Annotated in this window: 9 protein-coding genes and 1 tRNA gene; 3 read left to right on the plus strand and 7 right to left on the minus strand. The window is 74.8% G+C overall.

All coding sequences use genetic code 11. The features are described from left to right. Positions 1-826 (plus strand): tetratricopeptide repeat protein (locus C6N75_RS30640; RefSeq protein ID WP_407703211.1); only part of this gene is annotated, 826 nt, incomplete at its 5' end. Positions 827-993: 167 nt separating this feature from the next. On the opposite strand, the gene hppD is transcribed toward C6N75_RS30640, so the two are convergent. Further along, a complete protein-coding gene (gene hppD / locus C6N75_RS11045) occupies positions 994-2,139 on the minus strand; it encodes a 4-hydroxyphenylpyruvate dioxygenase (RefSeq protein ID WP_105868695.1) in 1,146 nt (381 codons plus the stop codon). A gap of 121 nt (positions 2,140-2,260) precedes the next feature. Between hppD and C6N75_RS11050 the strand changes: the two genes are divergently transcribed. Next, positions 2,261-2,728 (plus strand): Lrp/AsnC family transcriptional regulator, encoded by a 468-nt coding sequence (locus tag C6N75_RS11050; RefSeq protein ID WP_105868696.1) that lies wholly within the window; start codon positions 2,261-2,263, stop codon positions 2,726-2,728. A 70-nt stretch (positions 2,729-2,798) separates the two neighbouring features. Here the strand turns inward: C6N75_RS11050 and C6N75_RS11055 are convergent, their stop codons facing one another. The 4 genes from C6N75_RS11055 to C6N75_RS11070 form a co-directional block, all read right to left on the minus strand. Continuing rightward, positions 2,799-3,596, minus strand: coding sequence for a S16 family serine protease (locus C6N75_RS11055; RefSeq protein ID WP_105868697.1), 798 nt, complete (start codon positions 3,594-3,596; stop codon positions 2,799-2,801). A gap of 20 nt (positions 3,597-3,616) precedes the next feature. Continuing rightward, positions 3,617-4,258: an IclR family transcriptional regulator gene (locus C6N75_RS11060; protein WP_105868698.1), complete on the minus strand. Its 642-nt coding sequence runs from the start codon at positions 4,256-4,258 to the stop codon at positions 3,617-3,619. Positions 4,259-4,534: 276 nt separating this feature from the next. Further along, complete coding sequence (locus C6N75_RS11065) at positions 4,535-6,319, minus strand: DEAD/DEAH box helicase (RefSeq protein ID WP_105868701.1); 1,785 nt, start codon at positions 6,317-6,319, stop codon at positions 4,535-4,537. 226 nt (positions 6,320-6,545) lie between these two features. Then, on the minus strand, positions 6,546-7,982 hold the full coding sequence (locus tag C6N75_RS11070) for an MFS transporter (RefSeq protein ID WP_105868699.1): 1,437 nt from the start codon (positions 7,980-7,982) through the stop codon (positions 6,546-6,548). 184 nt (positions 7,983-8,166) lie between these two features. Between C6N75_RS11070 and C6N75_RS11075 the strand changes: the two genes are divergently transcribed. After that, positions 8,167-8,238: transfer RNA gene (locus C6N75_RS11075), tRNA-Cys, on the plus strand. 68 nt (positions 8,239-8,306) lie between these two features. Here C6N75_RS11075 and C6N75_RS11080 read toward each other — a convergent pair. Both C6N75_RS11080 and C6N75_RS11085 read right to left on the minus strand, forming a co-directional pair. Continuing rightward, positions 8,307-10,625 (minus strand): xanthine dehydrogenase family protein molybdopterin-binding subunit, encoded by a 2,319-nt coding sequence (locus C6N75_RS11080; protein WP_105868700.1) that lies wholly within the window; start codon positions 10,623-10,625, stop codon positions 8,307-8,309. 19 nt (positions 10,626-10,644) lie between these two features. Then, positions 10,645-11,588: (2Fe-2S)-binding protein (locus C6N75_RS11085; RefSeq protein ID WP_146132546.1), on the minus strand; the 944-nt coding region annotated here is incomplete at its 5' end.

Raw genomic sequence — 11,588 nt, forward strand, 5'->3', positions numbered from 1 at the left:
GAAGTCGGCGGCGCTGGTCCGGGTGGGTGGGGTGGCCTGGGAGCGGGGTGAGCCGGCGGACGCGCTGGCCTGGTGCGAGGCGGCGCTGCGGCTGACGCCGAGCGAGCCGTCGGCGCTGGCCGGGCGGGCGCGGGCGCTGGCCTCGCTGGGCCGGGGCGAGGAGGCGGCGGCCGGGTACGCGGCGGCGGTGAAGGCGCGTCCGCTGCCGGTGTACGTCCTGGCGGCGGCCGAACTGGCGCGGGCGCGCGGGGACGAGGAGGGCGCGGAGGCGTACGGGGAGCTGCTGCGGGCGGAGGTGGCGCGGCGGTCCGCGCACGGGGTGGACGAGGCGGTGGCGGCGGCCCGGTGGCAGACGGAGAACGGGGAGGCGGAGGAGGCGGCGGCGGCGCTGATGGAGCGCTGGTGGGTGCGGCGGCACCGCTCGCCCGAGGTGGCGGACGCGCTGGGCTGGGCGCTGTTCCGGGCGGGGCGGGAGCGGGACGCGCTGCCGTACGCGCGCCGGGCGCACGAGCGGGGGCCGCGCAGCGCGGTCCTGGCGTACCGCCGGGGGCGGATCGAGCGGGCGCTGGGGCTGACCGGCCCGGCTCGCCGCCATCTGGCGGAGGCGCTGCGGACCAATCCGTACTTCTCGCCGCTGGACGCCCCGGCGGCCCGGGAGTCCCTGGAGGAGATGGGCGAACCGGCGGACGGCGGCCCCCGGGACGTGTACGGCTCCGGCATCCCGCAGAGCCCGGGCGGCCGCCCGCCGAAGCCTCCGGTGAAGGCCCCGAAGAAGGGGGCCCCGGAGAAGGCGGCGGGGACGGCCCCGGAGAAGACCGCGCGCTGAGGGCCGGGCGCACGGGAGGGGTGGCCGCGCCCCCCGTACGGTCGCGGCCACCCGGTCCGCTCCCCGTACGGTCGCGGCCGGCGGTCCGCTCACCGCCGCACGACGGCCGGCGGGTGCGCACGTCGTTGGGCGCGCCCGCCGGCCGGCCGGTTCCCCGTGGGGGGAGATCAGAGGTTGCCGCGCTTCTCCTGCTCGCGCTCGATGGCCTCGAACAGGGCCTTGAAGTTGCCCTTGCCGAAGCCCATGGAGCCGTGGCGCTCGATCATCTCGAAGAAGACGGTCGGGCGGTCCTGGACCGGCTTGGTGAAGATCTGCAGCAGGTAGCCGTCCTCGTCGCGGTCGACCAGGATCTTCAGCTCGCGCAGGGTCTCCACCGGCACCCGGGTCTCGCCGGCCCACTCGCCGAGGGTGTCGTAGTACGAGTCGGGGGTGTCGAGGAACTTCACGCCCGCGGCGCGCATGCTGCGCACGGTGGCGACGATGTCGTTGGTGGCGAGCGCGATGTGCTGGACGCCGGCCTCGCCGTAGAACTCCAGGTACTCGTCGATCTGCGACTTCTTCTTCGCGATCGCCGGCTCGTTGATCGGGAACTTCACCTTCAGGGTGCCGTCCGCGACGACCTTGGACATGAGCGCGGAGTACTCGGTGGCGATGTCGTCGCCCACGAACTCCTTCATGTTGGTGAAGCCCATGACCTTGTTGTAGAAGCCGACCCACTCGTTCATCCGGCCGAGTTCGACGTTGCCCACGCAGTGGTCGATGGCCTGGAAGGTGCGCTTGGCCGGCGGCTCGACGATCGGGTCGGCGGCGACGTAGCCGGGCAGGTAGGGGCCGTCGTAGCCGGTGCGCTCGACGAGCGTGTGCCGGGTCTTGCCGTAGGTGGCGATCGCGGCGAGGACGACGGTGCCGTGCTCGTCCTTGACCTCGTGCGGCTCTTCGAGGCCGGTGGCGCCCTGCTCGACGGCGTAGGCGTACGCCTTGCGGGCGTCCGGCACCTCGATGGCGAGGTCCACCACGCCGTCGCCGTGCGCGGCGACGTGGTCGGCGAGGAAGCGGCCGCGGTCGGTGGCGACCTTGATGACGGAGGTGAAGACGAACCGGGCCGCGCCGTTGGTGAGCACGTAGCTGGCGGTCTCGCGGGTGCCGTTCTCCGGTCCGGAGTAGGCGACCAGCTTCATGCCGAAGGCCGTGGAGTAGTAGTGCGCGGCCTGCTTGGCGTTGCCGACGGCGAAGACGACCGCGTCCATTCCCTTCACCGGGAAGGGGTCGGCCTGCCGAGCGGTGTGGGGCGTGGAGGAGAGGGTCTCTGTCATGGCGGCAGGTTCCCGCCGTTTGGCAAGGTGCGCAATAGTTCGCGCGATCACTGGTCAGTCTGTCCAGTCGGGGTGCACGATGGTCGGCACTTCTGTACAGGATGACTACCGGGAGACGGACATGGCGATCGATCATCTGGACGGCCGGCTCATCGCCCTGCTGGCCCGCGAGCCGCGGATCGGCGTCCTGGAGGCGTCCCGGCGGCTCGGGGTGGCGCGGGGGACGGTGCAGGCGCGGCTGGACCGGCTCCAGTCGCAGGGCGTGATCCGCGGCTTCGGCCCGGACGTGGATCCGGCGGCGCTGGGCTATCCGGTGACCGCGTTCGCCACCCTGGAGATCAAGCAGGGCCAGGGCCGGGACGTACGCGAGCACCTGGCGGGCGTGCCGGAGGTGCTGGAGCTGCACACCACGACCGGCACCGGGGACATGCTCTGCCGGCTGGTCGCCCGCTCCAACGCGGACCTCCAGCGGGTCATCGACCGGGTGGTGGGCTTCGCCGGGATCGTGCGGGCCTCCACGGCGATCGTGATGGAGAACCCGGTGCCGCTGCGGATCATCCCGCTGGTGGAGCAGGCGTCGGGAGAGTAGGCGTCGGGAGAGTAGGCGCGGCTCCGCACGGGCGGCGGTTTCCGGCCAGTGCGGGACGCAGGCGGCCCGGTCAGCAGCTCGGGACGGCCTTGCCCTGCTCCAGCGCGGTCAGCGACGCCACCGCGTCCTTGAGGGCGGTGACCGGCACCAGCCTCATCCCGGCCGGGAGCTCGGCCTCGGCCTGGGCGCACTCGGCCTTCGGGACGAGGAAGACGGTCGCGCCGTCGCGGCGGGCGGCCTGGGTCTTCAGGGAGACCCCGCCGACGGCGCCGACCGTGCCGTCGGCGGCGACCGTGCCCGTACCGGCGATGGTGCGGCCGCCGGTCAGGTCGCCGCCGGAGCCGTCGCCGCGGATCTTGTCCACGATGCCGAGGGCGAAGAACAGCCCGGCGCTCGGGCCGCCGACGTCGGCCAGCCGCAGGTCCACCTTCACCTGCTGGGGGCTGCGGCCGAGGTAGCCGAGGGCGGCGGTGACGGCGCTGTTCTGGGACTGCTCCATCTGGCCGAGGTTGCGCTTCTCGATCTCGGCCTCGCTCTGGCCGGGCGGGTAGACCGAGCCCCTGGGCAGCACGGCCCGGTCGGTGCGGAACCAGCCGTCGACCACGTCCCCGAGGTCCACGTCGGCGTCCGGGCCGGTGGCCAGGATCGTGGTCATCAGCAGACGGCCGTCGGTGCGGCGCACCGGGGCGCCGGAGATGGTGATCACCGGCTCGCCCCGGTGCTCGCCGAGCACGTCGCTGGTCGTGCCCGGCTGCGCCACGGTGAACGGCAGCGGCGCCAGCCCGGCGACGAGCAGCAGCGCCAGCAGGGGCAGGGCGCACAGGACGAGGGCGCGGGCGCGCGGGAGACGGGAGAGCCAGGAGGACACCCGGCCAATCTATCGGGCGGTCAGCGCAGGGCGTCGGCGACCTCGCGGGCGGCGTCCATGACGCGGGGGCCGACCCGCTCGGGCACGGCGTCGGCGAGCATGACCACGCCGACGCTGCCCTCGACGCCGGTGACCCCGAGCAGCGGGGCGGCCGCGCCGCTCGCGCCGGCCTCCAGTTCGCCGTGGGTGAGGGTGTAGCCGGGGTCGTCCGGGAGGGCCTGGCGGGCGGCGAGGATGGCGCGGCCGGCGGCGCCCCGGTCCAGCGGGTGGCGGAAGCCGGCCCGGTAGGCCACGTGGTAGTCGGTCCAGGTCGGCTCGACCACGGCGACGGCGAGCGCGTCGGCGCCGTCGACCAGGGTGAGGTGGGCGGTGGCCCCTATGTCCTCGGCCAGCGCGCGCAGCGCGGGCAGCGCGGCCTCGCGTACGAGCGGATGGACCTGGCGGCCCAGGCGCAGCACGCCCAGGCCGACGCGGGCCCGGCCGCCGAGGTCGCGGCGGACCAGGGCGTGCTGCTCCAGGGTGGCGAGCAGTCGGTAGACGACGGTCCGGTTGACTCCGAGCCGGTTGGACAGCTCGGTCACGGTGAGACCGTGGTCGGTGTCGGCGAGCAGCTTGAGGACACGCAGTCCCCGGTCGAGCGTCTGGGATGTCTCCGCGGTCACGACGCCCTCTCTTCAGGTGAGTGACGGCGGGTGCTCTCCGGCGGTGGGGTCGCCGGTCCCGTCGGCGACGCGCGGAGAGGCCGCCGGCAGGCCAAGGCGCACCGGCTGCGCTCCGCGGCGGCGCTGCCACGGGGCGTTTCTTTGCGATTGGCGGGAATGTAGCGAGCGACTCCGCTGAGCGGAAGACCTCGTCCAGAATCCGGGCGCGATCAGCCGGACCAGGCCGGTTCGCGTCCCTCCGCTGGCCCGATCATGTCCGTCGTCGGCCGGTGCGTCTCAGCGCATGCGGGTGGCCCACTCCTGGACCTTCTTGATCCGTTCGCGGATCTGGCCGGCGGTGGCCTCGGCGCTGGGCGGGCCGCCGCAGACGCGGCGCAGCTCGGTGTGGATCACACCGTGCGGCTTGCCGGACTGGTGGACGTAGGCGCCGACCATGGTGTTCAACTGCTTGCGCAGCTCCAGCAGTTCCTTGTGGGAGATCACCGGGCGGCGTTCGGCGGGCAGTTCGAGGAGGTCGGCCTCCTCGGCGGGCTTCTGCTTGCTGTGCGCGATCTGGCGGGCCTGGCGTTTGCGCAGCAGGAGCTGGACCTGGTCGGGTTCCAGGAGGCCGGGGATGCCGAGGTAGTCCTGCTCCTCGGCGCTGCCGGGGTGGGCCTGCATGCCGAACTCGGCCCCGTCGTAGAGCACCCGGTCGAAGACGGCGTCGGACTCCAGCGCCTCGAAGGGCAGCGCGTCCTGCTCGCCGGTGTCCTCGTCCTCCTCCCGGTTGGCCTCGGCCATCTCCTTCTCGGACTCCGCGTACGGGTCCTCCTCGCCGGCCTTCTTCGGCTTGTCGAGGGCGTGGTCGCGCTCGACCTCCATCTCGTTGGCGAAGGTGAGGAGGTTGGGGATGGTGGGGAGGAAGACGGAGGCGGTCTCGCCGCGGCGGCGTGAGCGGACGAAGCGGCCGACGGCCTGGGCGAAGAACAGGGGCGTGGAGATGGTCGTGGCGTAGACGCCGACGGCCAGGCGCGGGACGTCGACGCCCTCGGACACCATCCGGACGGCGACCATCCAGCGGTCGTCGCCCTCGCTGAACTCGTCGATCCGCTTGGACGCGCCGGCGTCGTCGGAGAGCACGACGGTGGCCCTGGCGCCGGTGATCTCGCGGATCAGCTTGGCGTAGGCGCGGGCGGAGTCCTGGTCGGAGGCGATGACCAGGCCGCCGGCGTCCGGGATGGCCTTGCGGACCTCGGTGAGCCGGGTGTCGGCGGCGCGCAGCACGTTGGGCATCCAGTCGCCGCGCGGGTCCAGCGCGGTGCGCCAGGCCTGGGAGACGGCGTCCTTGGTCATCGGCTCGCCGAGCCGGGCGGCGATCTCGTCGCCGGCCTTGGTGCGCCAGCGCATGTTGCCGCTGTAGCTGAGGAAGATCACCGGGCGGACGACGCCGTCGCCGAGCGCGTTGCCGTAGCCGTACGTGTAGTCGGCGGAGGAGCGCCGGATGCCGTCGTCGCCCTCCTCGTAGCTGACGAAGGGGATGGGGTTGGTGTCCGAGCGGAACGGGGTGCCGGTGAGCGCGAGGCGGCGGGTGGCCGGCTCGAACGCCTCCAGGCACGCCTCACCCCAGGACTTGGAGTCGCCGGCGTGGTGGATCTCGTCCAGGATGACGAGGGTCTTGCGCTGCTCGCTGCGGTTGCGGTGCAGCATGGGGCGCACGCCGACGCCGGCGTAGGTGACGGCGACGCCGTGGTACTCCCTGCTCAGCGGGCCGGCGCTGTAGTCCGGGTCCAGCTTGATCCCTATCCGCGCGGCGGCGGCCGCCCACTGCTTCTTCAGGTGCTCGGTGGGCGCGACCACGGTGACCTGCTGCACCACGTGGTGGTGCAGCAGCCAGGAGGCCAGCGTCAGCGCGAACGTGGTCTTCCCGGCGCCGGGGGTGGCCACCGCGAGGAAGTCGCGCGGCTGTTCCTGGAGGTAGCGGTCCATGGCGCCCTGCTGCCAGGCGCGGAGCTTGCTGGCGGTGCCCCAGGGGGCGCGGCCGGGGAAGGCGGGCGAGAGGTGGTGGGAGGCGGTGGTGGTCACGATCTGACGGCGCTGCCCCTCGGTCACGGCGTTACGTACGACAACCGGGCCACCCTACCGGTGGACCGCCCGCCGTCCGGGCGAACGCCGCGAGGGGGCGGGCGGATGCGAGATGGGTCACAGCCGGCTCGGAACGCGCTCAGTACGCCAGAGCGCGCAGCCGCGCCCCCGACGCGTTGCGCGTGCCCTCTGCGAGCGCGTCCGACCGCGGGACGACCGCGAGCCCCTACTCCCGCAGCCGGGTCGCCACCCATGCGCCGGCGAGGGCCACCGCGGCCATCGGGACGAAGACCGCGGCGAAGGCGACCGGGTGGGAGGGGGCGGCGGTGGCCGCGGCTCCGTGGGCGGTGGTGGCGAGGAGGCGGCCGCCGAGGGCGGCGAAGGCGGCGCCGCCGGCGGTGAGGAGGAGGACATTGGACAGGCCGTCGGAGATCTGGAGGGCGGCCGAGTTGGTGCCCGCCTCGTGCGGCGCGGACAGCTTCAGCAGCAGCACGCTGGTGGAGGCGATCACCAGACCCATGCCCAGGCAGCCGAACGCCCAGGCCACCGCGACGGTCCAGACCGGGACGGCCGGGATCAGGACGGTGGGCGCGGTGAGGATCGCGGCCGCGACCAGCAGCATGCCGAGGACGACCAGGCGCTCGCGGTAGGGCTCCACCCGGGGCCGGGACTGGACCCAGGAGCCGAACGCCCAGGTCGCCCCGCCCACCGCCAGGGACAGCCCGGCCAGCGTGGGGCTCAGCCCGCGCTGGGTGACCAGCATCAGCGGCACGAAGGACTCCGCCGCGATGAAGGAGCCGGCCGCGACGCCGCGCAGCAGCACCACGGAGGGCAGGCCGCGGGCGGCCCGGAAGGTGCCGGCCGGCAGCAGCCCGAGCGCGGCGGGGACGAGCAGCGCCGCGCCCGCGAGCGCCAGGACCGCCGACAGCGGACGCAGGTCCTGCCCCGCGTACTGGAACAGCCCCGCGCCCAGCGAGATCGCGAGCGCCAGGCGGATGCGGCGCCGGTCGAAGGGCGGCGGGGCCGCTGGGTCGGCCGGGCCCGAGGCCATCCGCCGGATCGCGGGCAGCGCGAGCGCGAGCGGCAGGACGACGAGCACCGGGATGCCGGCGAACACCCAGCGCCAGCCCAGGGTCTCGGTGACCGTGCCGGCGATCAGCGGCCCCACCACCGAGGGCACCACCCAGCTCGCCGCGAACGCCGCCATGATCGAGGGCCGCAGATGCTCCGCGTACGCCCGGCCGATCACCACGTACAGCGCGACGATCACCAGCCCGCCGCCCAGCCCCTGCACCGCCCGTCCCAGGATGAACGCCAGCATCGAGCCGGCCGTGCCGGACAGCAGCAGCCCCGCCCCGAACGCGCTGATCCCGGTCGCCAGCGGCGCCAGCGGCCCGGACCGGTCCGACCACTGCCCGGACAGCACCATCGCCAGCAGGCTGGTGGTGAAGTACGCGGAGAAGGCGAACGCGTACAGCGGGATGCCGTCCAGCTCGCGCGCCGCCACCGGCATCGCGGTCCCGACGGCGGTCGCCTCGAAGGCGATGAGCAGGACGACCGAGACGGTGCCGATGCTCAGGGCCCGGTGCGCCTTGTCCAGCACGCCCTCGGTGCGGAGGGAGACCCGGGAGTCGCCGTCGGGGCGGTGATCGGTAGCGGCCATGGCCGTCAGCGTAAGGTCCGTAAGCGTATTCCGCCCCTGTCGGGAGGCGGGCGGTGACTGGTCCCTTGGACCTACGACCCCGCGCCGGTTCGTGAACGGCCTGTGGCAGTCGCGTTGCGGGTGGGACGGAGGCGTTGAGCCGGGCCCCGGGGCTCGCCTACGGTCAGGGAGCCGAGAGGCGCAGGACCGCGTGCCCGAGTGGTTCAGGGGCTTGACTGCAACTCAAGTTACACCGGTTCGAATCCGGTCGCGGTCTCGGAGAGGGAAGTGCGAGGGGCGTGGACCCGTGACGGGTCCACGCCCCTCGGGCGTTGCCGGGCGGTCCTACCCCCGCGGCGCCGCGACCGCCGCCTGGGGGCGGATGGGGAGGCGGTTGACCGGGCGGCCGGTGGCGGCGCGGACGGCGGCGGCGACCGCGGCGGGCGAGGTCACGACCGGCACCGCGCTCGCGGGCTTCGCCCCGAACGGGGCGACCACGTCCCGCTCCTCGACCAGCTTGACGATCCGCACGTCCGGGGCGTCCAGCGCGGTGGGCAGCGGGTAGCCGGTGAGGTCGGGGTGGCGGACCAGGCCGCGCGGGGTGCGGAGGTTCTCGGTGAGCGCCGCGCCGACGCCCATGGTGACGCCGGCCTCGATCCGGGCGGCGAGCTGCGCCGGGTTGAGCACGCGGCCCACGTCCTGGGCGACCGCCATCTCCACCACCCGGACGGAGCCCAGTTCGACGTCCACGTCGACGACCGCGCGGATCGCGCAGAAGGCGAGGCCCACGAAGGCGTCGCCCTGGCCGCCGGCGTCCAGCGGCTCGGTGGGGTGCGGGCGGCACTGGGCGGTGGCCCACAGCTCCTTGCCCTCCAGCGTCTCCATCACCGTGGTGGACAGCACCCCGTCGTACGAGGTGATCTTGCCGTCGGTGATCTGGAGCAGCTCGGTGGACATCCCGAACTTGTGGGCCAGCGGCTGGAGCAACTGGGTGCGGACCATCTTGGCGGCCCGCTCCACCGCGCCGCCGGAGACCCAGGTGTGCCGGCCGTGCGCGGCGGGCCCGGCCGGCGGCTGGTCGGTGTCGACGGGCGCCACGTGCACCTCGTCGATGCCCAGGGTGTCCTGCACGATCTGCCGGGCCAGCGTGGTGAAGCCCTGCCCGGTCTCGACGGCCGCGCACAGCACCGTCGCCCGGCCGTCGTGCACCTTGACCGTGGCGGTGGACACCTCGTCGGCGCCCTCCGCGCCCAGCATGTGCACCATGCCGAGGGCGTAGCCGACGCCCCGGCGCACCGCGCCCGGTTCGCCCGCGCCCTCGGGACCGCCGGGCAGCAGCCAGTCGTCCTCGGGTGTGTCCTTGGGGAGGGCGGGGAGGGGGGCGTCGCGGACCGCGACGAGGAGTTCGGCGACCGGTGCGGGGCAGGTCACGGTCTGGCCGGTGGGCAGGATGTCACCGGTGGCGAGGGCGTTGCGGAGCCGCAACTCGGCCGGGTCGACGCCGAGTTCGAGCGCCAGCTTGTCCATCTGGGCCTCGTAGGCGGCGCACACCTGAAGCGCGCCCTCGCCGCGGACGTGCCCGGACGGCGGGTTGTTGGTGCGCACCGCCCAGCCTTCGACGAAGGCGTGCGGGACGACGTAGGGGCCGCAGGCGAAGGAGACGGCGGCGGCCAGCGACTCGGCGGAGGAGTCCGCGTAGGCGCCCGCGTCCAGCAGGATCTGCGCCTCCACCTTGACCAACCGCCCCTCGGCGTCGGCGTGGTGGCGGTAGCGCAGCAGGGTGGGGTGGCGGTGGGCGTGCCCGAGGAAGGACTCCTCGCGGGTGGCGGCCAGCTTCACCGGGCAGCCGGTGCGCAGCGCGAGCAGGCCGAGGGGGATCTGGAAGCCGGGGTCCTCGCGGTCGCCGGTGGCGCCGGGCACCCCGGTGACGACGACCTTGACCTGGTCGGGGGCGAGCCCGAAGCAGGCGGCCGCCAGGTCCCGGTCGGTGTGCGGGTCGGTGGAGGCGGTGTACAGGTCGACCCCGCCGTCCGGGCGCGGCACGGCGAGCCCGGCCTCCGCGCCGATGGGCGCCGGGTCCTGGCGGCCGATCCGGTACAGCCCCTCGACCACGACCTCGCCGGCCGCCTCCGGGTCGCCGTAGCGCAGCGGGATGTGCCGGATCAGGTTGCCGTCGGGGTGCAGCGGTTCGGCGGCGAACGCCTTCTCCGGGTCGGTGACCGGCTCCAGCACCTCGTACTCGACGGCGATGGCGGCGGCGGCCAGCCGGGCGGTGTCCGGGTGGTCGGCGGCGACCGCGGCGATCGCCTCCCCGTGGTGGCGGACCAGCTCGTGCGCGAACACCGGCCGGTCGGCGACCTTCCGGCCGTACGAGGGGTCGCCCGGCACGTCGGCGTGGGTGACGACGGCCCGTACGCCGGGCATGGCGGCGGCGGCCGAGGTGTCCACGGACACGATCCGGGCGTGCGGGTGCGGGGAGCGCAGCAGCGCCGCCCACAGCAGGCCCTCGGCCCACAGGTCGGCGGCGTAGGGGAAGGTGCCGGCGGCCTTGGCGGGCGCGTCGGCGGACGGGAGGGAGGCGCCGAGGCCGTGCACGGGTGCGTCCGGCCGGGTGCCCTGGAGGGAGTCGAGCGCCGGGATGGCGGTCGCCGCGTCGTTGCTCACGCCCTGTCTCCGTGGATGCTCACGCCGTGCCTCCGTCGTGCGGGTGGGGGATCTGGTGCGGGATGCGCGGCTGCCCGTCGCCCGGGGCGGCGGCGTCGGCGCGGGCGGCCCGCTCGGCCTCGGCCGCCTCGGCCGCGGCGGCGGCGCTCGCCCCGCGCTCGGCGACCACCTCGCGTACGGCGTCGAGCACGCCCCGGTAGCCGGAGCAGCGGCAGAGGTTGCCGCACAGCGCCTTGCGGGTCTCCAGCTCGCTGGGGGCGTGGTTGCCCTCCAGCAGGTCGTGCACGGTCATCGCCATGCCGGGGATGCAGAAGCCGCACTGCACGGCCCCGCACCGGGCCAGCGCCCGCTGCACGTCGGAGGGTTCGCCGTGCTCGGCCAGGCCCTCGACGGTGGTGACGTCGCTGCCGGCCGCGGTGGCCGCGGGCACCAGGCAGGAGGCCACCAGGCGTCCGTCCACCTGGACGTTGCACGCCCCGCACTCGCCCTGCGAGCAGCCGTCCTTGGCCCCGGCCAGGCCCAGCCGCTCGCGCAGCACGTACAGCAGGGACTCGCCGATCCAGGCGTCGGCCACCGGCCGGTCGGCCCCGTTGACCCGCAGGACGTAGGAGATGTGCGGGTGCTCGTCACCGGGCGGGACGCCGGTCTCGTGCCCGGCCGCGGGGGCCGGCTCGTCCGGCGCCCCCTCGGGAGCGACGGCCTCCGGGGCGGCGGCCTCCGGAGCCGGTACGGCGTCGGAGGCAGGCTCGGGCTCCACCGCCGGTCCGGACCCCGACTCGGACCCCGACTCGGACCCCGACTCGGGTGCGTGCTCCGACTCCGGTACGCCTACGGGCTCGGGCTCGGCGACCGGTTCCGACTCCGGTTCCGGCTCCGCGTCGGGCGCCTCGTCGGCGGCCGGCGCGCCCTCGGCGGCCGGGTCGGGCTGGGTGGCCCAGGGGGCGGGGGCGCCGCCCGGGAGGG

This window comes from Streptomyces solincola (genome assembly GCF_002982015.1).
In the GTDB taxonomy this organism is placed as follows: Bacteria; Actinomycetota; Actinomycetes; order Streptomycetales; family Streptomycetaceae; genus Streptomyces; species Streptomyces solincola.

Bases quoted from the DNA above. Each gene is read 5' to 3' on its own strand.
- C6N75_RS11070 (WP_105868699.1), bottom strand. From the start codon at position 7,982: ATGGCCGCTACCGATCACCGCCCCGACGGCGACTCCCGGGTCTCCCTC.
- C6N75_RS11050 (WP_105868696.1), top strand. From the start codon at position 2,261: ATGGCGATCGATCATCTGGACGGCCGGCTCATCGCCCTGCTGGCCCGC.
- hppD (WP_105868695.1), bottom strand. From the start codon at position 2,139: ATGACAGAGACCCTCTCCTCCACGCCCCACACCGCTCGGCAGGCCGAC.